Source organism: Sphingopyxis sp. Geo25 (assembly GCF_949769135.1).
Lineage (GTDB): Bacteria > Pseudomonadota > Alphaproteobacteria > Sphingomonadales > Sphingomonadaceae > Sphingopyxis.
Genome location: NZ_CATKOZ010000001.1, coordinates 125,704 through 152,116, shown reverse-complemented (window position 1 = coordinate 152,116; position 26,413 = coordinate 125,704). Strand labels below are relative to the sequence as shown.

Below are 26,413 nucleotides of genomic sequence, written 5' to 3'. Positions count from 1 at the left end.
AGGCTCCGAGGGGTTTATTCCCCGTCGCTCTGGATCAGATAATCGCCGGCATCGGCGTCAGTGCCGTGGGTTTCACCCTCGACCGCGCCGAGCGGATCGTCGCCGATCGCGGCTTCGGGGCCCTGCGCCAGTTCGGCGGCATGTTCCTCGGCCGCCGACTGCGGCGCGATCAGATGCGCCTCGGTGGCGTTGCGCATCGCGGCACGGAGCGCGGCATCCTTCGACGACGCGGTGACGCGGACGCGGTTCATGGCAGCACCGGTACCCGCCGGAATGAGGCGGCCGACGATGACATTTTCCTTGAGGCCCTGCAGCGAGTCGACCTTGCCCTGCACCGACGCTTCGGTGAGGACGCGGGTCGTTTCCTGGAAGGACGCGGCCGAAACGAAGCTGCGGGTCTGCAAGCTGGCCTTGGTGATGCCGAGCAGGACCGGGCGGCCCTCCGCAGGAACACCATTCTTCGGCAGCTTGGCGTTATACTCCATCATCTCCAGATAATCGAGCTGTTCGCCCGGCAGCAGCGTGGTGTCGCCGCCGCTGGTGATCTCGACCTTCTGCAGCATCTGGCGAACGATCACCTCGATGTGCTTGTCGTTGATCTTCACGCCCTGAAGTCGGTAGACTTCCTGGATTTCCGCGACGAGATATTCGGCCAGCGCTTCCACGCCCATCACGTCGAGGATGTCGTGCGGGTTCGGCGAACCGCTGATCAGCGCGTCGCCGCGGCGGACCTGATCGCCTTCCTGCACTTCGAGAACCTTCGACTTCGGGATCAGATATTCGATCGGATCGCCCTCTTCCGGGACGATCGCGATCTTACGCTTCGCCTTGTAATCCTTCACGAATTCGATGCGGCCGCTGATCTTGGCGATCACCGCATTGTCCTTCGGGATGCGCGCTTCGAACAGCTCGGCAACACGCGGCAGACCGCCGGTGATGTCGCGCGTCTTCGACGCTTCGCGGGTCACACGGGCCAGAACGTCGCCCGCCTGCACTTCCTGGCCGTCCTCGACCGACAGCATCGTGCCGACCGCGAGCAAATAGCGCGCAGCTTCACCCGAGGCGTCGTCGAGCAAGGTCAGGCGCGGCTGAAGGTCTTCCTTCTTGCCGCGGCCGGCGGCGCGATACTCGATCACGACGCGCTGCGCGATGCCGGTCGCTTCGTCTACCTGTTCGATCAGGGTCTTGGTATCGATCAGATCCTGATACTTCACGACACCCGGCTTTTCGGTGATCAGCGGCATGGTGAACGGATCCCATTCGGCAATCCGGTCGCCCTTCTTCACCTTCTCGCCGTCCTTGTGCATGATCTGCGCACCATAGGGCAGCTTGTGCGTCGCACGTTCCCGGCCTTCGCTATCGATGACCGCGATTTCGCCCGAGCGCGACAGCGCCAGACGGCGACCGCGCTGGTCGACGATCGTCGCCATGTCGCGATATTCGATCGTGCCGTCGGAGATCGCTTCGAGGTTCGACTGCTCGTTGACCTGCGCCGCGCCCCCGATGTGGAAGGTCCGCATGGTCAGCTGCGTGCCGGGCTCACCGATCGACTGGGCGGCGATGACGCCCACCGCTTCACCGATGTTGACCGGCGTACCGCGCGCGAGATCGCGACCGTAGCATTTGGCGCAAACACCGAGGGTCGCTTCGCAAACCAGCGGCGAGCGGATCTTGACCGCCTGCACTTCGGCTTCCTCGATCTTCGCGACCATCGCTTCGTCGAGCAGGGTGCCCACCGCTGCGATGATATTGCCGTCCTTGTCGGTGACATCTTCGAGCGTCGTGCGGCCGAGAATGCGTTCGCCCAGCGAGGCGATCGTCGAACCGCCCTGGATGATCGCGCGCATTTCCATCCCGCGTTCGGTGCCGCAATCATCCTCGATCACGACGCAGTCCTGCGACACGTCGACCAGACGGCGGGTCAGGTACCCCGAGTTCGCCGTCTTGAGCGCCGTGTCCGCGAGGCCCTTGCGGGCGCCGTGGGTCGAGTTGAAATATTCAAGGACGGTCAGGCCTTCCTTGAAGTTCGAGATGATCGGCGTTTCGATGATCTCGCCCGACGGCTTCGCCATCAGGCCGCGCATCCCCGCGAGCTGCTTCATCTGCGCCTGCGAACCACGGGCACCCGAATGCGCCATCATGTAGATGGAGTTGATCGGGGCCATACGGCCATCGGGCAGCTTCGGCGTCGCGCGGATCTCGTCCATCATCGCGTTCGCGACCTTGTCGCCGCACTGCGACCAGGCGTCGATCGCCTTGTTGTACTTTTCCTGCTGCGTGATCAGGCCGTCCTGATACTGCTGCTCGAAATCCTTCACGAGCGCGCGGGTTTCGTCGACCATCCCTTCCTTCGACGCCGGGATGATCATGTCATCCTTGCCGAACGAGATGCCCGCCTTGAACGCGTTGCGGAAGCCCAGCGCCATGATGGCGTCGGCGAACAGCACGGTCTCTTTCTGACCGGTGTGACGATAGACCTGGTCGATCACGTCGCCGATTTCCTTCTTGGTCAGAAGGCGGTTGACGACGTCGAAAGGCACGGTGTGCGACTTCGGCAGGCATTCGCCGATCAGCATGCGGCCGGGCGTGGTCTCGTAGCGCTTGAGGTAGGTGTTGCCTTCCTCGTCGGTCTGCGGAACGCGGCTGATGACCTTCGTGTGCAGCGTCACCGCGCCGGTGAACAACGCCTGATGCACCTCGGCCATGTCGGCGAGCAGCATCCCCTCGCCCGGTTCGCCTTCGCGCTCCAGCGAGAGATAATAGAGACCGAGGACCATGTCCTGCGACGGAACGATGATCGGTTTGCCGTTCGCGGGGCTGAGGATGTTGTTGGTCGACATCATCAGCACGCGTGCTTCCAGCTGGGCCTCGAGGCTCAGCGGGACGTGAACGGCCATCTGGTCACCGTCGAAGTCGGCGTTGAACGCGGCGCAGACCAGCGGGTGAAGCTGGATCGCCTTGCCCTCGATCAGCACGGGCTCGAACGCCTGAATGCCGAGGCGGTGAAGCGTCGGGGCGCGGTTCAGCAGGACCGGGTGCTCGCGAATGACTTCGTCGAGGATGTCCCAGACTTCCTTGCGTTCCTTTTCGACCCACTTCTTCGCCTGCTTCAGGGTCATCGACAGACCCTTGGCGTCGAGGCGCGCGTAGATGAACGGCTTGAACAGTTCGAGCGCCATCTTCTTCGGCAGGCCGCACTGGTGTAGCTTGAGTTCGGGGCCGGTCACGATGACCGAACGGCCCGAATAGTCGACGCGCTTGCCGAGCAGATTCTGGCGGAAGCGGCCCTGCTTGCCCTTGAGCATGTCGCTGAGCGACTTCAGCGGACGCTTGTTGGCGCCCGTGATCGTGCGGCCGCGGCGGCCGTTGTCGAACAGCGCATCGACGGCTTCCTGCAGCATGCGCTTTTCATTGCGGACGATGATGTCCGGCGCGCGCAGCTCCATCAACCTTTTCAAACGGTTGTTGCGGTTGATCACGCGGCGATAGAGGTCGTTGAGATCCGACGTCGCAAAGCGGCCGCCATCGAGCGGCACCAGCGGGCGCAGTTCGGGCGGGATGACCGGCACGACTTCGAGGATCATCCACTCGGGGCGGTTGCCCGATTCGATGAAGCTCTCGACGACCTTCAGGCGCTTGATGATCTTCTTGGGCTTGAGCTCCGACTTGGTCGTCGCCAGCTCTTCCATCAGGTCGACGCGTTCCTGCTCGAGGTCGAGATTTTCGAGGAGCACGCGAATCGCCTCGGCGCCGATGCCGGCCGAGAAGGCGTCTTCGCCATATTCGTCCTGCGCGTCGAGCAGCTCGTCTTCGGTCAGCAGCTGGAACTTCTCGAGCGGGGTCAGGCCGGGCTCAAGGACGATATAGGCCTCGAAGTAGAGGACGCGCTCGAGCTGCTTCAGCTGCATGTCGAGCAGCAGGCCGATGCGCGACGGCAGCGACTTCAGGAACCAGATGTGCGCGACCGGCGCGGCGAGCTCGATATGGCCCATGCGCTCGCGGCGCACTTTCGTGACCGTGACTTCGACGCCGCATTTTTCGCAGACGATGCCCTTGTATTTCATACGCTTGTACTTGCCGCACAGGCATTCGTAATCCTTGATCGGACCGAAGATGCGCGCGCAGAACAGGCCGTCACGCTCGGGCTTGAACGTGCGGTAGTTGATCGTTTCGGGCTTCTTGATCTCGCCGAACGACCACGAGCGGATACGCTCCGGGCTCGCGATGCCGATCTTGATCATGTCGAAGGTTTCGGGCTTCGCGACCGGGTTCATGAAGTTGGTAAGCTGGTTCATTTATCTGCTCCATCTTCCCCTCTCGCGCAGGGCGAGAGGGGTGAGGAAAAATCTTATTCGGCGGCTTCGGGAAGAGCGTCCGGACCTTCGCCCTCGTCTTCATCCGCATAGGACGAAAGCTCGACGTTGAGGCCCAGCGAGCGCATTTCCTTGACGAGCACGTTGAAGCTTTCGGGAATGCCGGCCTCGAAGGTGTCGTCGCCCTTGACGATCGCCTCGTAAACCTTGGTGCGGCCGATCACGTCGTCGGACTTCACCGTCAGCATTTCCTGCAGCGTGTACGCCGCGCCATAGGCCTGGAGCGCCCAGACCTCCATTTCACCGAAGCGCTGGCCACCGAACTGCGCCTTACCGCCCAGCGGCTGCTGGGTGACGAGGCTGTACGGCCCGATCGAACGCGCGTGAATCTTGTCGTCGACGAGGTGGTGGAGCTTCAGCATATAGATGTAGCCCACGGTCACCTTGCGGTCGAACTTGTCGCCGGTGCGGCCGTCGTACAGATCCGACTGACCCGATTCATGCAGGCCCGCGAGGGTCAGCATGTTGGTCACATCGGCTTCCTTCGCGCCATCGAACACCGGCGTCGCGAACGGCACGCCGACCTTCAGATTCTCGGCGAGTTCGACGACGCTGTCGGCGTTGCGCGCCTTGATGTCGTCGACATACTCGGCGCCATAGACACGCTCCAGCGTGTCGCGCACCGCTTCGGGCATCTGGCCGCCGGTCGCGTCGGGATTGGCGTCACGCCAATCCTCCAGCGCCTGCGTCACCTGCCGCCCGAGGCCGCGCGAAGCCCAGCCAAGGTGCGTTTCGAGGATCTGCCCGACGTTCATGCGCGACGGCACGCCCAGCGGGTTCAGCACGATGTCGACCGGCGTCCCGTCTTCGAGGAACGGCATGTCCTCGTTCGGCAGGATGCGGCTGATGACGCCCTTGTTGCCGTGACGGCCGGCCATCTTGTCGCCCGGCTGCAGCTTGCGCTTGATGGCCACGAAGACCTTGACCATCTTGAGCACGCCGGGGGCGAGCTCATCGCCGCGCTGCAGCTTTTCGACGCGGTCTTCATACTTGGCGTTGATGCGCTTGATCGCCTCGTCATACTGCGCCTTGATCGCCTCGAGGGCGGTCTGGGCGGTGTCATCGACAACCGCCAGCTTCCACCAGTCGGCGCGGTCGAGGTCGACCAGCATGTCCTCGGTCACCTCGTCCCCCTTCTTCAGGCCCTTCGGAACCGCGCTGGTGGTCTGGCCGACCAGCAGTTCTTTGAGGCTCGAGAAGGTCGCGCGGTTCAGGATCGCGCGCTCGTCGTCGGCGTCCTGCTTCAGGCGCTCGATTTCCTCGCGTTCGATCGCGATCGCGCGTTCGTCCTTGTCGATACCGTGGCGGTTGAAGACGCGGACTTCGACGACCGTACCCGACACGCCCGGCGGCAGGCGGAGCGAGGTGTCGCGCACGTCGCTAGCCTTTTCACCGAAGATGGCGCGCAGCAGCTTTTCTTCCGGCGTCATCGGCGATTCACCCTTGGGGGTGATCTTGCCGGCCAGAATGTCGCCCGGACCGACCTCGGCACCGATATAGACGATGCCCGCCTCGTCGAGGTTGCGCAGCGCTTCCTCGCCGACGTTCGGGATGTCGCGGGTGATGTCCTCGGGCCCGAGGCGCGTGTCGCGTGCGGTGACTTCAAACTCCTCGATGTGGATCGAGGTGAAGACGTCGTCCTTCACGATGCGCTCGCTGATGAGGATCGAGTCCTCATAATTGTAGCCGTTCCACGGCATGAACGCGACGAGCACATTCTTGCCGAGCGCCAGTTCGCCGAGCTCGGTCGAGGGACCGTCGGCAATAATGTCGCCCGAGCGGACGACGTCGCCGACCTTCACCAGCGGACGCTGGTTGATGCAGGTCGACTGGTTCGAACGCTGGAACTTCTGCAGGCGATAGATGTCGACGCCCGACTTGCCGGGTTCGACCATGTCGGTCGCACGGATCACGATACGCGTCGCGTCGACCTGGTCGATCACGCCGCCGCGGCGCGCCGCGATCGCCGCGCCCGAATCGCGCGCCACGGTGCCTTCCATGCCCGTACCGACGACCGGCGCCTCGGCGCGGAGCAGCGGCACAGCCTGACGCTGCATGTTCGAACCCATGAGCGCGCGGTTGGCGTCGTCGTTCTCGAGGAACGGGATCAGCGACGCCGCGACCGAAACAAGCTGCTTCGGCGACACGTCCATCAGGGTAATCTGGTCGCGCGGCGCCATCAGGAATTCGCCCGCCTCGCGCGCCGAGATCAGCTCGTCGATGAAGCTGCCGTCGGGGTTGAGGTCGGCGTTCGCCTGCGCGACCGTGTGCTTCGATTCCTCCATCGCCGACAGATAGACGACCTCGTTGGTCACCTTGCCGTCGATGATCTTGCGGTACGGCGTCTCGATGAAGCCGTATTTGTTGACCCGCGCAAACGTCGCGAGGCTGTTGATCAGACCGATGTTCGGGCCTTCGGGCGTTTCGATCGGGCAGATGCGGCCATAGTGTGTCGGGTGAACGTCGCGGACCTCGAAGCCTGCGCGTTCGCGGGTCAGACCGCCCGGCCCGAGCGCCGAAACGCGGCGCTTGTGCGTCACTTCGGAGAGCGGGTTGGTCTGGTCCATGAACTGCGAGAGCTGCGACGAGCCGAAGAATTCGCGCACCGCGGCGACCGCGGGCTTCGCGTTGATCAGGTCGTTCGGCATCACCGTCGAAACGTCGACCGACGACATGCGCTCCTTCACCGCGCGCTCCATGCGAAGCAGGCCGACGCGATACTGGTTCTCGAGCAGCTCGCCGACCGAACGGACGCGGCGGTTGCCGAGATTGTCGATATCGTCGATCTCGCCCTTGCCGTCCTTCAGGTTCACCAGCTCCTTGACGACGGCGAGGATGTCCTCGCTGCGCAGCGTGGTGACCGTATCCTCGGCATCGAGGCCGAGGCGCATATTGAGCTTGACGCGGCCGACGGCCGACAGGTCATAGCGCTCGGGGTCGAAGAACAGGCCGCCGAACAAGGCTTCCGCGGTTTCGCGCGTCGGCGGTTCGCCGGGGCGCATGACGCGGTAGATGTCGCTGAGCGCCTGGTCGCGGTCCTCGGCCTTGTCGGCCTTCAGCGTGTTGCGGATCCAGGGACCGGTGTTGTTGTGGTCGATGTCGAGCAGGACGAGCTTGTCGATCCCGGCGGCGTCGAGCTTTTCGAGATTGTCGGCGGTCACTTCGTCGCCGGCTTCGATATAGATCTCGCCGGTCGCCTCGTTGATCAGGTCATAGGCCGAATAGCGGCCGAAGATTTCCTCGGTCGGAATCAGCAGCGTGTCGAGACCGTCCTTCGCGGCCTTGTTGGCAAGGCGCGGGCTGATCTTGTGGCCGGCGGCGAAGACGACTTCGCCGGTCTTCGCGTCGACGACATCGAACGCGGGCTTCGAACCGCGCCAGTTTTCGACGACGAACGGCACCTTCCAGCCGTTCGAGGCACGCTCGAAAACCAGACGGTCGTAGAAATAGTTGAGGATTTCCTCGCCCGACATGCCGAGCGCATAGAGCAGGCTGGTGACCGGCAGCTTGCGCTTGCGGTCGATACGGACGTTGACGATGTCCTTGGCGTCGAATTCGAAGTCGAGCCACGAACCGCGGTACGGAATGACGCGCGCGGCAAAGAGATACTTGCCCGACGAGTGGGTCTTGCCGCGGTCATGGTCGAACAGCACACCCGGCGAACGGTGCATCTGCGACACGATGACGCGCTCGGTGCCGTTGACGAAGAAGGTACCGTTCTCGGTCATGAGCGGCATGTCGCCCATGTAAACGTCCTGCTCCTTGATATCGAGGACCGAACGGGTGTCGGTTTCGCTGTCGACTTCGAAGACGATCAGGCGCAGCGTGACCTTCATCGGCGCCGCATAGGTGATGCCGCGCTGACGGCATTCCTCGACGTCGTACTTGGGCTCTTCGAGCTCGTAATGGACGAAGTCGAGCTCGGCGGTGCCGGCGAAATCGCGGATCGGGAAAACGCTGCGCAGCGTCTTTTCGAGGCCCGAGACATAACCGATCGAGGGATCCGAGCGCAGGAACTGCTCATAGGATTCGCGCTGCACCTCGATGAGGTTGGGCATCTCCACCGCTTCGTGGATATTGCCGAACAGCTTGCGGATTCGCTTGGTCGCGGTTGCTTCGAGGGCCTTGCCCACCGACTTCGCCTTGGTCGCCATAAGTGATTGTCTCGCCTTAAGAAAATAGCTCGCGAGCGCAGGAGAGACGCAAAAAAGCCGCAAGCAACCGTTGCCGGTTTACCGCAGCTTTCCAACGCATCTCGAAATCCCTACCGCCCTATTCCTGTGGCCCGTTGCGCAAAGTCAGGCCGCTTCCCGGACGATCGGGTGTGAACGCGATATAGGATTTGGGCACCGCGCTGTCAACGGGAGCGGTAGCGCAAGACCGGAACGCATTGGCCCGCGCATAGCAAAAGGGGACGGCCTCCCCCCAGAGACCGCCCCCTCGAGCGCGTGGTCGCTGACCCGCTAGGCGATCAGAATGCGACGCCCAGCGTAAAGACCACGGTCGGATCGTAGAGCGTGTCGATCGCCTTGACGCCCGACTTCTTGACGTCGGTGTCGATATACTGGACCGATAGCGTCGCCGGACCGGCGGCGAAGGACGCGCCCACCGACCAGTCGAGATAGTTGCCATCGGCCGAGACGAGGCCGAGCGAACCGTCGGTGTAACCGACACCCGCGGTCAGCGTGACCGGCGAATCGGGGATGCCATAGCCGAGGCCGAGGTTCAGATAGATATTGTCGTCGCTGCCCAGCGACTTCTGATCCCAGGCATAGGCGACGGTGCCGGTCGCCGAAACGGGACCGAGGCTCTGCGTCAGCTTGCCGATGACTTCGAAATAGTCGGTCGGGGCGCCGCCGTCGTCGCTGCCGGGATAGGTGTAATAGGTGACGCCGACGTCGACCTTGGTGCCCGGCGCGATCTCGGTCGCATAGCCGCCATAGAGGTCGAGCTCGAACTTGCCGTAGGCCGGGCTGTCGGGGAAAGTCGAACCCCAGGCACCGACGTAAAAGCCGCTTTCGTGGCTCAGCGTCAGCCACGGCTGCACCGCGACCTTTTCGTTCGACAGCGAAACGCCGCGGAAACGATAGTCGCTCGTGACGGCGATCCCGCCGTTGAGCGTCAGCGGACCGCTGGCGCCTTCTTCTTCCTCGGCGAAAGCAGGAGTCGACATGGCCGACGCGGCGAGCAGCATGCCGAAGCAGGCTTTGGTGAGAAACTTCATGGGTTGATCCCCCTAAAAAATAAACCGGATCGTCCCGACCTGCCGTGCGTGCTCACGCCTCGACACGGGCATGTAGCGACGAACACCGTGAAAATTGCCGATTTTGTTGCATTGCACAAACGAAAATTGCGCTGAAGCACGTAATAACCGACCAGCTGTGTCTTTCAGGCAACAGCAGCGGCCTCCGCGCTTGCGCTTTGCCAAGTCCGTAAGGGGCGGCTAAAGAGCGGCACATATTCCGGTATTTTCAGGCAGTCTCATGAGCGATCACAATCCCGGCCTGCGCCCCTGGCGCGACATCGCGCGACGGACGAGTCGCCAGATCATGGTCGGCAACGTCCCGGTCGGCGGCGGCGCGCCGATCACGGTGCAGACGATGACGAACACGCTGACCAGCGACGCCGTGGCGACGATCGACCAGATTCGCCGCTGCGAGGAGGCCGGCGCCGACCTGATCCGCGTCTCGTGCCCCGACACCGATTCGACGGCCGCGCTCGGCAAGATCGTCCGCGCCGCGCGCATCCCGATCATCGCCGACATTCATTTCCACTACAAGCGCGCCCTGGAAGCCGCCGACGCCGGCGCCGCATGCCTGCGCATCAACCCCGGCAATATCGGCTCGTCCGAACGCGTCGGCGAGGTGGTTCGCGCCGCCAAGGCGAACGGCTGCGCGGTCCGCATCGGCGTCAACGCCGGCAGCCTCGAAAAGGATTTGCTCGAAAAATATGGCGAGCCCTGCCCCGAGGCGCTCGTCGAAAGCGCGCTCGACCATATCAAGCTGCTCCAGGATCATGATTTCCACGACTATAAGGTCGCGGTGAAGGCCAGCGACGTGTTCCTCGCGGTCGCCGCGTACATGCAGCTCGCCGACGCGGTCGACTGCCCGCTGCACCTCGGCATCACCGAGGCGGGCGGGCTGATTGGCGGCACGGTGAAGAGCGCGCTCGGCATCGGCAATCTCCTCTGGGCGGGCGTCGGCGACACGATCCGCGTCAGCCTGTCGGCCGAACCCGAAGAGGAAGTGCGCGTCGGATATGAAATCCTGAAATCCTTGGGCCTCCGCACCCGCGGCGTCCGCGTCGTCTCCTGCCCCAGCTGCGCGCGGCAGGGCTTCGACGTCATCCGTACCGTCCAGGCGCTCGAGGATGCGCTCGGCCACATCAAGACCCCGATGTCACTCTCGGTCCTCGGCTGCGTCGTCAACGGCCCCGGCGAGGCCCGCGAAACCGACATCGGCATCACCGGCGGCGGCAACGGGCGTCACATGGTCTATCTCTCGGGCGTCACCGACCACCATGTTGAGGACGACGACATGATCGCGCACATCGTCAAGCTGGTTGAGGCAAAGGCGGCGGAGATCGACGCGGGCAGCGCGATGAGCATGGACACGCTGCACGGCAAGGCGGCCTGACAGCAACGATAAGACGGGCTTCGGTCGGCCCCGGCTTTCGCCGGGGATCACGTCAGCAATGGCAGCGATCGCCCCCAACCCGACATCCCTTCCCTTCCGTCAAGTCCCGCGATACGTTGCAACAAAAAACGGGACGAGGACATATGCTGACCAAGGGCGACGACTTTCCGCTCCACCAGACCAGTGAACCGGTTGCGTTCGCGGGAACCGACCGCAACTTCTACGACCGCTATTTCTTCAACGGCTACAGCCCCGACGGGTCGGTCTTCTTCGCCGCCGCGATGGGCTTCTATCCGCAGCTCGGCATCGTCGACGCGAGTTTCTGCGTCATCGTCGACGGGGTGCAGTATAACCTGCGCGCCAGTCGCCGTTCGGGCGGCGAACGGCTCGACCTGTCGGTCGGCCCGATCGCCATCGGCATCGACGCGCCGCTCGAAAGCCTGACCCTGCGCATCGCGGCCAACGACGGCCCCCTCGCCGCCGAACTGGTCTTTACCGGCCGCCATTTCCCGATCGAGGAACCGCGCTTCATCCGCCGCAACGGCACGCGGCTGTTCATGGACTATACGCGGATGACGCAGAACGGCCGTTGGTCGGGCTGGCTGTCGGTGGACGGCGAGCGGATCGCGGTCGACGATAGCTGGAGCGGAACGCGCGACCGCAGCTGGGGCGTGCGTCCCGTCGGCGCAAGCGAGCCGCAGCCGCCGCCAGAGGGCAATTTCACCCAGTTCTTCTGGCTGTGGACGCCATGCAATTTCGAGGGTCGCTCGCTCTTCTTCCACAGCAACGACGATCGCGAAGGCAATCCGTGGAATCGGCGCGCGGTGATCGTCGGAGACGGGGGCACCGAACAGCATTTCGACGCCGCGAGCTTTACCATCGGCTGGCAACCGGGCACGCGGCGGGTCGCGCGGATGGCGGCCGAGCTCGGTGGCGGCAGGTCGCTCGCGCTGGCGCCTGCGGGCGCCGTCTTTGCGATGAGCGGGCTTGGCTACACCCATCCACTCTGGGGGCACGGTCTCGACCACGGCCCCGAACCGGCGATCGCCCACGACCGCATGACCGAGGCCGAGCGCGGCTGGGGCAATCCGCTCGCTATGCACATCCAGGCGCTCGTTACCGCCGAACTGACCGACGGCGGCGGCACGCATCGCGGCGTCGGTGTCCTCGAACAATTGTTCGTCGGCCCGCACGCACCGACCGGCCTTTCCGGCTTGCTGGACCCCGTCGCTTGAGCTTCCCGACCTCGCCCGAGGCAATGTCGCCCGCGTGGCTCGCCAGCAAGCTTGGGCAGGAAGCCACCGCGCTCCACGGCTTTACCGTCGCCAAGGTCGGCACCGGGCAGATGTGCGACAGCTTTCGCCTGACGCTCGACTGGGCGGACGGGGTCGACGCGCCCGCCTCGGTCATCGCCAAATGCCCGAGCCATGATCCGGCGAGCCGCCATATCGCCAAGGTCGTCGGCACCTATGTCAAGGAAGTGAGCTGGTACCGCGAACTCGCGGCGGGCAGTGGTGTCGCGGCGCCGGTGTGCCATCATGCCGAGATCGCGGACGATGACGTCGACTTCATCCTGATCCTCTCGGACCTCGCCCCGGCGCGGCAAGGCGACCAGCTCGCCGGGCTGGGTCTAGCGAGCCTTATTCCCTGCATCGACGCCGCTGCCGGGCTGCACGCTCTCCTCTGGAACGACGTCCGCCTCGACACCTTGCCCTGGCTCGCACGCGACAACGGCGATGTGATCCGCTCGCTTTTCCCGCAGCTCTACGCGGGCTTTCGCGAACGCTACACGACGCGGCTCGCCCCCGAGGTGCTCGACCTCGGCGCGGGGATCGTGGACCGGCTCGACGCCTATCTCTCACGGCAGACATCGGCGCGCACGATCGTTCACGGCGACCTGCGCATCGACAATATCCTCTTCGCGCCCGACGGCGAGCGCTGCTGGCTCGTCGACTGGCAGACGCTGGGACGCGGCAGCGGCGCTACCGATCTCGCCTATCTGGTCGGCACCAGCATCGCCGATCCGTTCGAGCGTGCGGCCGCCGACCGACCGGCCTTCGATCACTGGATCGCGGCACTCCGCACGCGCGGGATCGCCCCCGACGCCGACGCGCTCTGGACCGACTATCGCGTCGGCGCGCTCAGCGGCTATTTCATGGCGGTGTTTGCGTCGATGAATGTCGAGCGCACGGCGCGCGGCGACGAGATGTTCGCGGTCATGGCCGAACGCCCGGCGCGACAGGCGCTGGCGCTGGGAAGTTTGGAGCTGCTATAGAAAATGGCTGCTTCCGACCGGAGGCTAACCTATCCTGCATCGTCATGCTGAACTTGTTTCAGCATCCATGGACTGAGCGTTCGTCCGGCGCGGCGCTTAAGGCAATGGCGGATCATGGATCCTGAAACAAGTTCAGGATGACGAGAATGGAAAGGCTGGAAACCACCCCAAAGCCGACACGAAAAAGGGCGGCCCGTTGCCGGACCGCCCTTTCCTTCTCCACCCGTCGGCGGAAGAAACTTTTAGCGCTTCGAGAACTGGAAGCTGCGGCGGGCCTTTGCCTTGCCGTATTTCTTACGCTCGACCGCGCGGCTGTCGCGGGTCAGGAAGCCAGCCGCCTTGACCGGGCTGCGCAGCGCCGGTTCGAAGCGGGTCAGCGCCTGCGCGATGCCGTGCAGAACCGCACCGGCCTGGCCCGACAGGCCGCCACCCTTGACGGTCGCGATCACGTCATACTGGCCAGTGCGTTCGGTCAGGCCGAAGGGCTGGTTGATGACGAGGCGCAGCGTCGGACGCGCGAAATAGACTTCCTGGTCGCGGCCGTTGACGGTGATCTTGCCCGTGCCGGGCTTGACCCACACGCGGGCGACGGCGTCCTTGCGGCGGCCGGTTGCATAGGCGCGGCCCTGCTTGTCGACCTGCTTCTCGCGAAGCGGAGCGGTCGGCGTGGCCGGAGCGACGGTGCCTTCGACGGCGCCGGCGAGATCCTTGAGATCGGTCATGGTCTGTTCGTCGGCCATTATGCACCCACCTTGTTCTTGCGGTTCATCGACGCGACGTCGATCACTTCGGGGCTCTGCCCTTCGTGCGGATGTTCGGTGCCCGCGAAGATGCGCAGGTTGCGCATCTGCTGGCGGCCGAGCGGGCCGCGCGGGATCATGCGTTCGACGGCCTTTTCGAGCACGCGCTCGGGGAAACGGCCTTCCAGAATCTTCTGGGGGCTGGTTTCCTTGATCCCGCCGGCGTAGCCGGTGTGCTTGTAATAGCGCTTGTCCTGCAGCTTCTTGCCGGTGAACGCCACCTTCTCGGCGTTGATGACGATGACATTGTCACCGCAATCGACGTGCGGGGTGAACGACGGCTTGTGCTTGCCGCGCAGGATGTTGGCGATGATCGACGCGACGCGGCCCACGACGAGACCGTCGGCGTCGATCAGCACCCATTTCTTTTCGACCGTACCGGCATTGGCCGAAGCGGTCGTCTTGGTCAGCGCCTTCATGGCACGCTCCTTGACAGATATGGACCGGAACGCCCCAGCCTTATTGCCGGCCGCTCCGAAACAAACCGCGCCGCCTGTCGCAAATGGACGCAGCGGCGCTTCGAAGCGGGCCAATGACGGCAAATGCAGCGAAAGTCAATGATTCGGCGGCTTTGCTGACGGGTATTATGATACCGCGCAATTATCTGTCGGCATCGAGTTCGCGAATCTGCTCCTCGGCGAGCTGTCGTTCGTCGCCTGCGGGGCCGGTCAGCCAGCTTTGCCGCCGCTCGGCGATCAGAAGCCCGGTCGCGGTGTCGACGGTCCAGTTCCGCTCCACCACGAGGGGCTGCGGCGCCCCTGCCCGCGCGGAAACTTCGCCTCGCTCGGTGCGCGCGATCGTGCGCAAGTTGCCGTCCTGGCGCACCGCCACCCCCGCGCCGGAGGACGCCGGGATATCGGCGTTGGCCGTGGCGACCAGCGCGCGAATGTCGGCGGTCGCGAGTTTTTCGCGGTCGCCGGGCGACAGGGCAGCGAGCAGTCGCGCGGCGCTCTTCGCCTCGGGCCGGTCGGCGGCCGCCGCCATCGCCTCTGTCTGCGCCATCACGCGCGCCCACAGGCCGTCGGGGTCGACAAGGTCGATGCTGCTGCCGTCGGCCGCGACAAGATAGGTGACAGGCTCACCGACGAGTGGCTGCATCAGGCTGGTAAACGCCCCGGCAAGCTCGGGCCGCGCGTCGGAGCCGGTTCGCTGCAGCGTGGCGACAAGCCGGATGCCGCGACCGGCACGCTCCCATTGCAGGAGATAGTCGAGCGTATAGCTCGCGATCGTTCCGTCGCGCGACAGCCGCCGTGTGGTGACACGATAGCGCATCGGCGACCCGAGCGGCGGCGCGAAGACCCGCGGCCCGGCGACCGCCGGAGCGGGCGCAGGAAGGACAGCAGGACCGGCCTGCCCCGCCAACAGCAGCAGGACCGCGGCGATCATGCTGCGGGGCGTCCCAGCCGGTGCAGCGATGCGGCGGTCGTCGCGACGAGGATCGCTCCCGTGACCTGATGCAGCACCGCGATCCACATCGACACGCCGGTGACGACGGTCAGGATGCCGAGGGTCATCTGCGCCGCGACGACGAGGATCAGCAGCATCGCCTCGGTCCGCGCACCACGCCGGCCGAGGGTGCGCGCGAGCAGCAGCAGCGCGATCGCAGCCGCCCACGACCACCAGCGATGGAGGAAATGGAGGAGGAAGGGATCGTTGGTGAAGGCGAACCAGGCGCCGCGGGACCAGTCGATCCCCTCGGGCACGAAATGGTCGTTCATCGACGGCCATGTGCTGGCGACATAACCCGCGTTCAGTCCGGCGACCCATGCGCCGAGCAGCAACTGAACGAAGAGGATCGCGATCACGGCCCACGCAACTCCGATCAGCCGCGGCCTGACGGCCACGCGATCGCGCGCCATCAGGGCGAAATCGCGCGCGGTCCAGACCAGCGCCGCGAGCAGAAAGAGCGCGGTCAGCAAATGGAGCGCCAGCCGGAAGTGACTGACATCGGTCCGGTCGACGAGGCCCGAGGCGACCATCCACCAGCCGATCGCGCCCTGCAGCCCCACCAGTGCCGCGAGGCCGAGCAGGCGCGCGCCAAAACCCGCAGGGATCGCGCGCCGCCAGGCAAAGAAGGCAAGCGGTACGAGCAGCGCCATGCCGACGAGCCGACCGAGGATGCGGTGCAGCCATTCCCAGAAGAAAATCCCCTTGAACGCCGCGAGCGACATTCCGGCATTGATCTCCTTATACTCGGGAATCTGCTTGTATTTCTCGAACTCGGCCTGCCAGCCTGCCTCGGTCAGCGGCGGGAGGACGCCCGACACCGGCTTCCACTCGGTGATCGACAGCCCCGATTCGGTAAGGCGAGTGATACCACCGACCGCGACGACCATGATCACGAGCAGGGCGACAGCCCAGAGCCAGCGGGCGAGGGCGGCGGGACGGGGGATAGAGGGCCGGACGGTCACGGAGGCTTGCGTCATCGCCTCGCCCTATCGCCGCTTGTCCGCCGATAGGCAAGAGGGCGAAAATTCATGGTCGCGACAGGCGCGGGTTGATAAGCGGCAGCGATGCATCCCCGCCTCCGTTCGTTTTCGATCCTGATCGGTCTCGTGTGCGCCGCACCCGCTTGGGCATCGGCGGACGCGCCCGCCACCGGCTATGCCCTGCTCGCCCGGCAGGAGGCGCGCGTCGCGACGATCGGCTTTCGCCTGACCACCGCCAACGCCGCCTGGTGCCCCGCGATCCAGCCGCAGTTCGGCTGGATATTGGGCGACCCCCGGCTTTATGACGCGAACGACCGCGCCGAAGCGCTGGCGGCCTATCATGCGACCGACGCCGATACGACCTTTGTCGCGGCGGTGGCGCCGGGATCGCCCGCCGCGACCGCCGGGCTGCGCACCGGGGCCGCGATCGGTGCCGTCAACGGCCAGCCGGTGAATGTGGCAGAGGGGAATGACGCCTTTGTGCGCATGACCGCCCTCGAAAAACTCTTCGCCGCGCTGCCGCCGCGCGCCCGTGTGATGATAGCGGGGATCGACGGTCAGGCCGTCGCGGTCGACCCTGTCCCCGGCTGCGCCAGCGACTTCCGCGTCAATGCGCGCGCGGCTGCCGCTGGCGGCGCCGACGGTCGCCTTGTCGTAGTCAGCGCGGGGCTCGTCGATTTTGCAGCGAGCGATGACGAGCTTGCCGCCGCGATCGCGCACGAGCTTGCGCACAACATCCTCCGCCATCGCGCGCGGCTCGACGCGGCGGGGGTCGACCGCGGGCTCGGCAAGCAATTCGGCCGCAGCGCGCGGCTGTTCAAGCAGACCGAAGTCGAAGCCGATCGGCTGTCGGTGTGGCTGCTCGCCGGGGCGGGCTATGACCCGGCGGCGACCGTCCGTTTCTGGTCCCGTTTCGGTCAGCGCAAGGGTGCGCCGCCGTTCCAGGCGGCGACGCATCCAGGCTGGCGCGACCGGGTCGCATCCTTCGAGGAGGAAATTCGCGCGATCGACAGCGCGCGAACGGCGGGTCAACCCTTGAAACCACCTCTGATCGACGCGCCCCCGCCCTTGGAATAGTATGGGACGCACCTTATTTACCGCGCATCCCCTCCCCCCACCAAAGGAACCATGCCATGACCCGTGAAACCGCGATCTTTGCCGGAGGATGCTTCTGGTGCACCGAGGCGGTCTTCCAGTCGCTGGCCGGCGTGGAAAAGGTCGAAAGCGGCTATATCGGCGGCACGACGGCGAACCCCACCTACAAGCAGGTGTGCGGCGGCGACACCGGCCATGCCGAGGCGATCCGCATCAGCTTCGACCCCGCGGTCATTTCCTATGCCGATCTGCTCGACGTCTTTTTCGCGACGCACGACCCGACGCAGCTCAACCGGCAGGGCAACGATATCGGCACCCAGTATCGCAGTGCGATCTTCCCGCTCGACGCGGGACAGGAGGATGCGGCGCGTGCGGGCATCGAGCGCGCCGCAACCGACTGGCCCGCGCCGATCGTCACGACGATCGAGCCCGCGTCGACCTGGTATCCGGCCGAGGATTATCATCAGGCCTATTGGGACGGCGAAGGCCAGCGCAATCCCTATTGCATGGCCGTCATTCCGCCCAAGCTCGCCAAGCTGCGCAAAGGGTTCGCAGAGCGGCTGCGCGCCTGAAAAGAACCAAAATGGCGGCAGACTGTTGCAATATGGTCGCATGACGTCACATTTCCTTGACTTTGCGGCAGTTTAGACTAGCGGACCCCGCCCAGCGGGGGCAGGGTAGCCCCATGGCGCGGTGAGGGGTCGCTGTCGGTGTTTGTTTCGCTTCTTCTGGTCGGATCGTCGCTGGCGGCGCCGCAGCTGGCGATGGAGGCGGCGAGCCAGACGATCGTCGACGGCAGCCCCGCCGGTGTCGCGACCGGGGTCAACCGGATCGTCGGCGGGATCATCAGCTATGCCCGCTGGCCGGCCGACCTGCCGCGCGCACCGCGCACGATGTGCGTCGCGGGCACGCCGCAACTGACCGATCACATCGCACCCGCCGTGCCGGGCGGACAAAGCATCGCGGTGCGACGCCTTTCCGCGCCCGCCAACGGCAGCGGCTGCGACATCCTGTTCCTCGGCAGAATGCCGGTCGCCGACCGGCAGCGCCTGATCGCGTGGGTGCGCGGCCGCCCGGTGCTGACGATCACCGACGACGATCCGGGCTGCAGCTTCGGCGCGATGTTCTGCCTCCGCGCCCGCGCCCCAGGCGTCAGCTTTTCGGTCAATCTCGACGCCATCGGCCGTGGTCCGCTGCGCATCGACCCGCGCGTGCTCCAGATCGGCAGCGACGGGGACGCCTCATGACCCGCCCGCTCGCACCCCGCAGCCCCGCCCGCCCCGCGGCGCACACGACGCTGCAAAAGCTGCTGTCGCGGTTCCATTTCGGCATCACCCTGTTCGCCGTCGCGCTCTCGGGCGTCGCGATCCTGCTCGCGGGCATCACGACGCTGCGCAGCTACGCCGACCGGAACATGGAGCTTGCGACGCGCGTCGGCGCCTATGGCGCCGAACCCGCGCTCGTGTTCAACGACCCCGAGGCGGCGCGCGAGGGGCTCGACCCTCTTCGCAGGATCCCGGGGATCGCACGGCTGCGCGTGCTCGATCATCGGGGCCGTCCGCTCTACGAATGGCAGTCGCCGAAGGGCGATCCGTCGCCCGTGCTGACCAGCCTGTTCTTTCCGCAGCCCTTTTCCACGCCGATCAGGCGCAACGGGTCGGTGATCGGGCGCATCGAGATCTGGGGCGATAGCTCGACCCTGATCGACTATGTCCGCATCGGCGCGCTTGCCGGGCTCGGTTGCCTGCTCGTCACCGCGCTGGGGACGATCATCCTCGCACGCCGTTTCGAATATGAGCTGGTCAAGCCGCTCGGCGAGATCGCGACCGTCGCGCACGACGTCCGGCTGCACCGCCGGTTCGACAAACGCGTGCAGCCGCTCCGGATCGCCGAGCTCGACCGGCTAGGCGGCGACATCAACGCGCTGCTCGACGAGCTTCAGGGCTGGCAGGGACATATGGAGAGCGAGAATGCGGTTCTTGCCCACCGCGCCTCGCACGACATGCTCACCGCCCTGCCGAACCGCGCCGCGTTCGACGAGCAGCTCGCAGCGCGGATCGAGAATGCGGCGCGGCGCGACGGGCGCTTTGCGCTGCTGTTCATCGACGCCGACAATTTCAAGGCGGCGAACGACAATCATGGTCACGCGGCGGGCGACGCGGTGCTGGTCGCGCTATCGGCGCGGATCAAGGAGACGCTCCGCACCGGTGATTTCGCCGCGCGCATCGGCGGCGACGAATTCGTCGTGATCGTCGACCCGCTCGACCAGGGACCGGGCGCCGAAGCGATCGCCGCGCGCATCCGCCAGATCGCCGCGAAACCCGTGGCTTTGCCCGGCGGCGCCGACTATCGCCTCGCGATCAGCGTCGGCGCCGCGGTCTATCCCGACGATGGCGGCGATGCGGCCGGACTGCTCACCGCGGCCGACACCGCCATGTATGCCGACAAGCTGACCAACCGGTCGCAGAAGAGACAAGCGGAGACCTGATGTGCGCATGCCCCTGACCGATTCCGTCCGCAGCCTGGTGCTGATCTTGCTGCCGCTGCTGCTCGCCGCCTGCCAGACGATGCCCGCACCCAAGGGCTTCACGCCCGCGCAGGTCGCGACATTGAAGGCCGAGGGTTTCGTCGAAACCGGCGACGGCTGGACGCTGACGATCAACGAGCGCCTGCTCTTCGCGACGAACGAAAGCGCGCTGAAGCCCGAACAGGTCACGATTCTGGAAGCGACGGCGAAGAATCTCGTTTCGGTGGGCATCCTGACCGCGCGGGTCGAGGGTCACACCGATTCGACCGGCACCACTGCCTACAACCAGATGCTGTCGCAAGCGCGCGCGCAGTCGGTGGCGCGTGCGCTCCAGACGAGCGGCATGCGCTTCGACGCCGACCAGATCATCGGCCGCGGCGAAACCATCCCGCTGTCGCCGAACGACACGGCGGAGGGACGGCAGGACAATCGTCGGGTCGTCGTGATCGTGACCCCGCCGGCCTGAAATATTAACCATAACGGCCTAGACGATTGCGCCGGGACGCTCCATTGCCACGCGCGAACAATCGAAGGCCTCGCATGAAACCGATCCGTAAAGCCGTTTTTCCCGTTGCCGGTCTCGGCACCCGCTTCCTTCCTGCTACCAAGGCTATCCCGAAGGAAATGCTGCCGGTGGTCGACCGGCCGCTGATCCAATATGCGGTCGACGAGGCGCGCGAAGCGGGGATCGAGCAGATGATCTTCGTCACCGGCCGTGGCAAGAGCGCGATCGAGGATCATTTCGACATCGCATTCGAGCTCGAAAAGACGATGTCCGAGCGCGGCAAGGATCTGTCGGTGCTCGCCCCGACGCGGCTGGGGCCCGGCAATTGCGCCTATGTCCGCCAGCAGGAGCCGATGGGGCTTGGCCATGCGATCTGGTGCGCGCGCGATATCGTCGGCGACGAACCTTTCGCGATCTTCCTGCCCGACGAGTTCATGCACGGGTCGCCCGGCTGCATGAAGCAGATGGTCGACGCCTATTACAAGGTCGGCGGCAATTTGATCTCGGTGCTGGAGGTGCCAAAGGAGCAAGTCTCCTCCTATGGCGTGATCGCACCCGGCAAAGCCGACGGCGCGTTGACCGAGGTGAAGGGGCTGGTCGAGAAGCCGAGGGCCGACGAGGCGCCGTCGAACCTGATCATCTCGGGCCGCTACATCCTCCAGCCCGAGGTGATGCGCGTGCTCGAACGCCAAGAAAAGGGCGCGGGCGGCGAAATCCAGCTCACCGACGCGATGGCGACGATGATCGGATCACAACCCTTCCACGCCGTCACCTTCGACGGCGCGCGTTACGACTGCGGGTCGAAGGCCGGCTACATCCAGGCCAATCTGGCGGTCGCGCTCGCGCGGCCCGACATGGCCGACGAGGTGCGGGCCTTCGCGATCGACCTGCTCAAATAGGCAGGCGGGGGTTCCGCCCCCGCCGTTCGCCTTTCTAGTCGCCCTCTATATTGGGCTTCGGGAAGCTGTCGGCGCCCACCGTCCGGTAGAGCCACCCGCCCACCGCCCCACCGACCAGCGGCGCGAGCCAGAAGAGCCAGAGTTGCTGCAGGGCAAGACCGCCGACGACGAGCGCCGGGCCGGTGCTGCGTGCGGGGTTCACCGACGTGTTGGTGACCGGGATCGAGATGAGATGGATCAAGGTCAGCGCGAGGCCGATCGCGATCGGCGCGAAGCCTGCGGGAGCGCGGCCGTCGGTCGCGCCCATGATCACCCACAGGAAGCCCGCGGTCAGCACGACCTCGATGATCAGCCCCGACCAGATGTCATAGCCACCCGGCGATCCCCCGCCGAAACCGTTGGCGGCGAGGCCGTTGGTCGCAAGGTCATAGGTCGGATTGCCGCTGGCGATATAAAATAGCAGGAACGCCGCGACGATCGCGCCGAACACCTGCGCCCCCACATAGAGCGGAATGTCGCGCGCCTCGAAGCGCCCGCCGGCCCACAGACCGACGGTGACCGCCGGATTGAGGTGGCAACCCGAAATATGGCCGATCGCATAGGCCATGGTGACGACGGTCAGGCCGAAAGCGAGCGAGACGCCGAGCAGGCCGATCCCGACGTCGGGAAAGGCGGCCGCCAGCACCCCGCTGCCGCATCCGCCAAAGACGAGCCAGAAGGTGCCGATGAACTCGGCCACGCCCTTTTGCACATTGGTCATATGACCCTCCTCCCCACCGGCGGCCACAGGCGCCGCCGGCGCTGGGGCGAAGCTATCATGCCTGCAGGGAAGCGCAAACCTCTGGAATCAAGCCGCCGCGACGCTCTCGACGAACTGGCGCGCGCGCTCATGGAGCGATTGCGCCGCGCGGCCGAGGTCCGACGACAACTCGCCGAGCGCCGCCGCGCCCTCGCCGACCGAAGCGGCGCCGCGGCTGATATACTGAACGCGGCTGTCGATCTCGCGCCCCGCGAACACCGCCTGCTCGACATAGGTCGCGATCGACAGGCTGGTTGCGCTCTGGCCGCTCATCGCCTGATCGATTGTATCCGAGAAGTCGTTGTTCGCGTCGATCGCGCGCTCGACCTCGCGGAAGCCGTCGGCGACCTGCGCGACGATCTCGCGGATGCGTTCGATATAGGGGGTGATGTCGCTTGCCGCCGCGCGTGTCTGGTTCGCGAGCGACTTGACCTCGGCAGCGACCACCGCGAAACCGCGCCCGGCGTCACCGGCACGTGCCGCCTCGATCCCGGCATTGAGCGCGAGCATGTTGGTGCGGCTCGCCATGTCGATGATCAGCGCCAGCATCTGTTCGATCGACTGGCTGGCATCCTGCAGCGCCGCCGCGCGGCCGCCGGCGTGGCGCACCTTCTGGTGCGCATCGTGGCGGACCGCGCGGGCGCGCGTGCCGTCGTCGACGATCCGCGCCATGCTCGCCGCGAGCGCATGACCGCGATCGCCGAGATCCTGCAGCCCGGTCAGCGTCTGCGCAGTCGCGCCCGCGACCGACAGCGCGTCACGGCCGGTCTGTTCGGCGCGCTCGGACAGGATTTGCGCAACCCCCTCGACCTCGCGCGCGGTTTCTGAGAGCGTTGCGGAGAGCGCGGCGATGTCCTGTTGGAAACGACGCCCGGCCTCGTCGACCCACGCCATGCGGTCGGCGCGCTCGCGCGCCAGCTCGATCTCGCGCAGCATCGCGAGCCGCGCGAGCTGGCCGCCGTCGAGCGTTTCGACGAAGCGCCCCTCGTCGACGAGGACCAGCCCGTCATGGCCGTGTGCGTCCGACGCGCGGCGCAGCAGGCTGGCAGTCGATTCGGAAACGTCGGCGATGATGCAGGGATCAACCATCGAGTCGATCGACCCGCCGATCGTCGGATTCTGCATCAGCGAAAACCAGTAGGGGCAAAAGAGCAGTTCGCGCACGCGCTGTTCGCGGATGATCCCCACGGGCGCGCGCCGGTCGTCGAGGATGGCAAGCAGGCGCAGCTCGGGATTGCGGCGAAACGCTTCGATCACGTCGGACAGCGATGCATCGGCGCCGATCGCGACGGCATGACCCGATGCGGGCTCCAGACCGGATGGAACGGGAATAAGCGATACGGCGTTCATCGTCTCTCTTCGGGCTAGCGGTCTCTGCCTCGGGCGAGACCTAGCCACTCATGGTTAAGACGAATTTAACCATTTATTTCAGTGATGTGACACGGAAGCGCAACAAGGCGGCGATTTACCGCAATCCGCTGTTCAGGCGCGGTCACCTATGCCATGGACCGCCCGTCGCCCAAGGGAGGAAATCATGCGCGCCATCCTGTTTGCCCTGCTGTCCGCCTTTCTGCTCGGCGGCTGCGTCGGCGCCGTGAAGTCGGTCGTTACCGCGCCGGTCAAGGCGGTCGGCCAGGTCGCCGACTGGTCGACGACGAGCCAGGACGAAGCGGACCGCAATCGGGGCCGCGCGATGCGCGAACGCGAGGAACGGCTGGGTAAGCTGTCGCGCCAACACGACAAGGCGGCCAAAAAATGCCGCGACGGCAACGACGAACAATGTCGGCGGGCCGAAGTGCTCGAACAGGAAATCGAAGCGACGATGGCGCAGCCGATCTGATCGGACCGACGTCGGTCGATCGAGCTAACGCACCCGCCGCCCGGTCCACACCACACGGCCGACCAGCCGGATCGCGTTCAGGGGTAAATCGTCCCAGCTCTTGTAGTGCGGATTGTCGCTGATCACCGACACGCGCCCCTGCCCCGGCGCGCGCGCGACGCGCTTCACCATCAGCACATCGTCCATCCGCAGCACATAGATGCCGTCGCGCAGCCGGCCCGCGGCGTCGCCGCCGTCGACCATGATATCGTCTCCGTCGCTGAGCGTCGGGGCCATCGAATCGCCCTCGACGCGGATGATGCTGAGCGCGCGCGGGTCGGCGCCGAGGTCGCGGAGCCATTTGGGGTCGAAAGCGACCTGTCCCTCCACCGCTTCGCCATCGACGCTCGCCCCCGCGCCCGCCGAAGCGCCGATCGCGAGCTTCGGCACCAGCACCATGTCGCCGCCGCGCGATCGCGCCGGCGCCGCGACACGCGGCGCCGGGCCGCCGAGCAGCGCTTCCGACACGCCAAGATAAGCGGCGATGCGTGCGCGATCCTCCTCCGCCAACCGGCGCGGCGAGCCGCGCTTGATATATTGCTGAATATAGGCGGGGTTGCGCCCGATGCGTTGCGAGAGCTGCGCATAATCGACGCCCTTCTCGGTCAGCAGGCGGTCGAGCGTGGCGCGCGGGTCGAGATCGAAATCAGTCATGGGTCACCGGAAACTGGTCCTTCCTATTTCGCCTATAGCGATAGGATTTTTCCTAGACAAGTAGGAAAATGATCATCAAATAGGAAATATCCTATCGGGTGAGTCGCCCGGGGGCATGACGAAAACAGGAGGAACTATGGAGCGAAGCCTGCTGCACCGGATCGAGGCTTTCCTGGCCGAATCGCGGATGCCGCCGAGCGTCTTCGGTCGTGCCGCCGCGCACGACCCGCGGCTGGTGAGCGACCTGCGCGGGGGACGCGCGCCGGGTCGCAGCCTGATCTGCCGCGTAGAACATTTCATGAACAAATGGCGTGCCGACTTTCACGAGGGCCGTGTGATGAAGCGGGGCGACCAACGATTCCGTGAGGAGAAGCGCGCATGATCCGCTGGTCGCCCACCGCGCCCGCCCGCCCCGCCTGCCCGCACCGGCGCCTGACCCGCCTGCTCGGCGCCGAGTTGGGCGAAGGCTTTGCGCTCGGGAACTCGATATTGCGGCCATGGGCGAGCGCCAATTTCGTCGGGGCGCGCCACCTCTTTCGGTGTTCGGGATCGTCCCTGGATGCTCGCGCCCTGCAGGACCGCCTCGCCGCCATCGAATGGCGCTTGCCCGGCCATATCGTCGCCGACCTGAGCGTGGAGGCACTCAGCCCTGACGAATTCACCGTCGAAATATTGACCGTCGAGGATTGAACGCGGTCGCTCAGCCCTGCGTCTGGCGGTTCATCCGCTGCAGCGTGCTCAGCGCCGCTTCGAGCGCGAAGTCGATTTCCGCCTCGCCCTCTTCGTCCGCGACCGGATCGTTGACGGGAATCGGAAGCGTCGCCGCGGCCGGCAGGCGCTTGCGCGACAGACCGAGTTCGAGTCGCGCGACCATCGCGCCGAGCGAATTGTCGGCGGGGTCGGGAAGCGCGGGGCCGGTCGAAGCCACGGGTTGCAGCCATGGTTCAGCACCGGGCTCGTCGATTTCGACCGGGGCGAGGTCGGCGAGCACCAGCTCGTCAACCTCGCTCCAGTCTGCCGTCTCGGGAACGGCGGGGCTCAGAAAGGGATCGGGTTCGGCCGAGGCCTCGGTCGGGGCGGCCCAGACGCCGAGCCCCTCGGCGGGAAGGTCGCGACCAGCGCGGATCGGCGCGCGCGGCAAATCGTCGGGGTGCAGGTCAGCGCGGCGACGCGGCGGGACATAATCGCTCGCCTCTTCCTCGACCACCCGGCTGGCTCTGCGGCGCAGCGCCGTGAGACCCGAGGCCTCGGGTTCGTTGATCAACAGCGCGACGAAAGCTGCAATCAGCGCGGCGATCGCCGACATGGCGAGGGCAAGCGCGAGCCGAGCGCCGTTACCGACGGGTGGCACGAACAAGTCCGACAGGCGGTCGAGATAGAGATTCCAGCTGATCCCGGCGACCCATGCCATCGGGATGACCGCAGCAAAAAGAAAGGTGAGCGCGGCAGCGCCGATCACCGCCGGAAGCGTCGTTTGCAGGGCGCGCAGCATCGCCCGCAGGCGGCTTGTCTTCGGCGCTTCGCTATCGTCGTCCATATCGTC

The 26,413-nt window shown here is 65.7% G+C and carries 23 protein-coding genes; 12 read left to right on the top strand and 11 right to left on the bottom strand.

All coding sequences use genetic code 11. From position 1 onward, the window contains the following. Nucleotides 1-14: 14 nt before the first annotated feature. The 3 genes from rpoC to QOL68_RS00730 form a co-directional block, all read right to left on the bottom strand. Nucleotides 15-4,295 carry a DNA-directed RNA polymerase subunit beta' gene (rpoC, locus tag QOL68_RS00740; protein WP_282946017.1) on the bottom strand — a complete coding sequence of 1,427 codons (4,281 nt, stop codon included), beginning with the start codon at nucleotides 4,293-4,295 and terminating at the stop codon, nucleotides 15-17. Between the two features lie 53 nt (nucleotides 4,296-4,348). Next, nucleotides 4,349-8,527, bottom strand: coding sequence for a DNA-directed RNA polymerase subunit beta (rpoB, locus tag QOL68_RS00735; protein ID WP_282946014.1), 4,179 nt, complete (start codon nucleotides 8,525-8,527; stop codon nucleotides 4,349-4,351). Nucleotides 8,528-8,844: 317 nt separating this feature from the next. Continuing rightward, complete coding sequence (locus QOL68_RS00730; RefSeq protein ID WP_282946012.1) at nucleotides 8,845-9,597, bottom strand: TorF family putative porin; 753 nt, start codon at nucleotides 9,595-9,597, stop codon at nucleotides 8,845-8,847. 259 nt (nucleotides 9,598-9,856) lie between these two features. On the opposite strand from QOL68_RS00730, the gene ispG reads away from it, so the two are divergent. The 3 genes from ispG (at nucleotide 9,857) to QOL68_RS00715 (ending at nucleotide 13,283) form a co-directional block, all read left to right on the top strand. Continuing rightward, a complete protein-coding gene (ispG, locus tag QOL68_RS00725) occupies nucleotides 9,857-11,008 on the top strand; it encodes a flavodoxin-dependent (E)-4-hydroxy-3-methylbut-2-enyl-diphosphate synthase (RefSeq protein WP_282946010.1) in 1,152 nt (383 codons plus the stop codon). A gap of 143 nt (nucleotides 11,009-11,151) precedes the next feature. Continuing rightward, nucleotides 11,152-12,243, top strand: coding sequence for an Rv3169 family protein (locus tag QOL68_RS00720; RefSeq protein WP_282946008.1), 1,092 nt, complete (start codon nucleotides 11,152-11,154; stop codon nucleotides 12,241-12,243). After that, a complete protein-coding gene (locus tag QOL68_RS00715) occupies nucleotides 12,240-13,283 on the top strand; it encodes a phosphotransferase family protein (protein ID WP_282946006.1) in 1,044 nt (347 codons plus the stop codon). The genes QOL68_RS00720 and QOL68_RS00715 overlap by 4 nt, the downstream gene beginning before the upstream one ends. Before the next feature lie 242 nt (nucleotides 13,284-13,525). Here QOL68_RS00715 and rpsI read toward each other — a convergent pair whose 3' ends face one another. The 4 genes from rpsI to QOL68_RS00695 form a co-directional block, all read right to left on the bottom strand. Continuing rightward, nucleotides 13,526-14,023 (bottom strand): 30S ribosomal protein S9, encoded by a 498-nt coding sequence (gene rpsI / locus QOL68_RS00710; RefSeq protein ID WP_282946004.1) that lies wholly within the window; start codon nucleotides 14,021-14,023, stop codon nucleotides 13,526-13,528. Continuing rightward, nucleotides 14,023-14,502: a 50S ribosomal protein L13 gene (rplM, locus tag QOL68_RS00705; RefSeq protein WP_282946003.1), complete on the bottom strand. Its 480-nt coding sequence runs from the start codon at nucleotides 14,500-14,502 to the stop codon at nucleotides 14,023-14,025. Before rplM ends, rpsI begins: the two co-directional genes overlap by 1 nt. A 181-nt stretch (nucleotides 14,503-14,683) precedes the next feature. After that, nucleotides 14,684-15,469: a hypothetical protein gene (locus tag QOL68_RS00700; RefSeq protein ID WP_058455564.1), complete on the bottom strand. Its 786-nt coding sequence runs from the start codon at nucleotides 15,467-15,469 to the stop codon at nucleotides 14,684-14,686. After that, nucleotides 15,466-16,509, bottom strand: a complete 1,044-nt coding sequence (locus QOL68_RS00695; RefSeq protein ID WP_282946001.1) for a COX15/CtaA family protein — start codon at nucleotides 16,507-16,509, stop codon at nucleotides 15,466-15,468. The genes QOL68_RS00700 and QOL68_RS00695 overlap by 4 nt, the downstream gene beginning before the upstream one ends. A gap of 87 nt (nucleotides 16,510-16,596) precedes the next feature. Here QOL68_RS00695 and QOL68_RS00690 point away from each other — a divergent pair, with 87 nt between their 5' ends. The 6 genes from QOL68_RS00690 (at nucleotide 16,597) to galU (ending at nucleotide 21,538) form a co-directional block, all read left to right on the top strand. Then, nucleotides 16,597-17,589 carry a M48 family metalloprotease gene (locus tag QOL68_RS00690; RefSeq protein WP_282945999.1) on the top strand — a complete coding sequence of 331 codons (993 nt, stop codon included), beginning with the start codon at nucleotides 16,597-16,599 and terminating at the stop codon, nucleotides 17,587-17,589. Nucleotides 17,590-17,645: 56 nt separating this feature from the next. Beyond that, nucleotides 17,646-18,179, top strand: coding sequence for a peptide-methionine (S)-S-oxide reductase MsrA (msrA, locus tag QOL68_RS00685; protein ID WP_058455561.1), 534 nt, complete (start codon nucleotides 17,646-17,648; stop codon nucleotides 18,177-18,179). A gap of 138 nt (nucleotides 18,180-18,317) precedes the next feature. After that, the gene (gene yfiR, locus QOL68_RS00680) at nucleotides 18,318-18,854 is read left to right on the top strand and encodes a regulatory sequestration protein YfiR (RefSeq protein WP_282945997.1); all 537 of its coding nucleotides are present in this window, start codon (nucleotides 18,318-18,320) and stop codon (nucleotides 18,852-18,854) included. Beyond that, a complete protein-coding gene (gene dgcN, locus QOL68_RS00675; RefSeq protein WP_282945995.1) occupies nucleotides 18,851-20,095 on the top strand; it encodes a diguanylate cyclase DgcN/YfiN in 1,245 nt (414 codons plus the stop codon). The genes yfiR and dgcN overlap by 4 nt, the downstream gene beginning before the upstream one ends. A 7-nt stretch (nucleotides 20,096-20,102) precedes the next feature. Further along, nucleotides 20,103-20,600: an outer membrane lipoprotein YfiB gene (gene yfiB / locus QOL68_RS00670; protein WP_282945993.1), complete on the top strand. Its 498-nt coding sequence runs from the start codon at nucleotides 20,103-20,105 to the stop codon at nucleotides 20,598-20,600. Between the two features lie 74 nt (nucleotides 20,601-20,674). Beyond that, a complete protein-coding gene (gene galU, locus QOL68_RS00665) occupies nucleotides 20,675-21,538 on the top strand; it encodes a UTP--glucose-1-phosphate uridylyltransferase GalU (RefSeq protein ID WP_204992400.1) in 864 nt (287 codons plus the stop codon). 34 nt (nucleotides 21,539-21,572) lie between these two features. Here the strand turns inward: galU and aqpZ are convergent, their stop codons facing one another. Both aqpZ and QOL68_RS00655 read right to left on the bottom strand, forming a co-directional pair. After that, nucleotides 21,573-22,298: an aquaporin Z gene (aqpZ, locus tag QOL68_RS00660; protein ID WP_282945990.1), complete on the bottom strand. Its 726-nt coding sequence runs from the start codon at nucleotides 22,296-22,298 to the stop codon at nucleotides 21,573-21,575. An 87-nt stretch (nucleotides 22,299-22,385) separates the two neighbouring features. Continuing rightward, nucleotides 22,386-23,687 carry a methyl-accepting chemotaxis protein gene (locus QOL68_RS00655; protein WP_282945988.1) on the bottom strand — a complete coding sequence of 434 codons (1,302 nt, stop codon included), beginning with the start codon at nucleotides 23,685-23,687 and terminating at the stop codon, nucleotides 22,386-22,388. 184 nt (nucleotides 23,688-23,871) lie between these two features. Here QOL68_RS00655 and QOL68_RS00650 point away from each other — a divergent pair, with 184 nt between their 5' ends. Continuing rightward, entirely contained in the window at nucleotides 23,872-24,177 is a 306-nt protein-coding gene (locus QOL68_RS00650; RefSeq protein ID WP_282945986.1) for a hypothetical protein, read from the top strand. A gap of 24 nt (nucleotides 24,178-24,201) precedes the next feature. Here QOL68_RS00650 and QOL68_RS00645 read toward each other — a convergent pair whose 3' ends face one another. Next, nucleotides 24,202-24,870, bottom strand: a complete 669-nt coding sequence (locus QOL68_RS00645; RefSeq protein WP_058455555.1) for a S24 family peptidase — start codon at nucleotides 24,868-24,870, stop codon at nucleotides 24,202-24,204. Nucleotides 24,871-25,006: 136 nt separating this feature from the next. Between QOL68_RS00645 and QOL68_RS00640 the strand changes: the two genes are divergently transcribed. Both QOL68_RS00640 and QOL68_RS00635 read left to right on the top strand, forming a co-directional pair. Then, on the top strand, nucleotides 25,007-25,252 hold the full coding sequence (locus QOL68_RS00640; RefSeq protein ID WP_282945982.1) for a hypothetical protein: 246 nt from the start codon (nucleotides 25,007-25,009) through the stop codon (nucleotides 25,250-25,252). After that, entirely contained in the window at nucleotides 25,249-25,560 is a 312-nt protein-coding gene (locus QOL68_RS00635; RefSeq protein ID WP_282945979.1) for a hypothetical protein, read from the top strand. The genes QOL68_RS00640 and QOL68_RS00635 overlap by 4 nt, the downstream gene beginning before the upstream one ends. A 10-nt stretch (nucleotides 25,561-25,570) precedes the next feature. Here the strand turns inward: QOL68_RS00635 and QOL68_RS00630 are convergent, their stop codons facing one another. Then, nucleotides 25,571-26,407, bottom strand: coding sequence for a hypothetical protein (locus tag QOL68_RS00630; protein WP_282945977.1), 837 nt, complete (start codon nucleotides 26,405-26,407; stop codon nucleotides 25,571-25,573). Nucleotides 26,408-26,413: the final 6 nt, after the last annotated feature.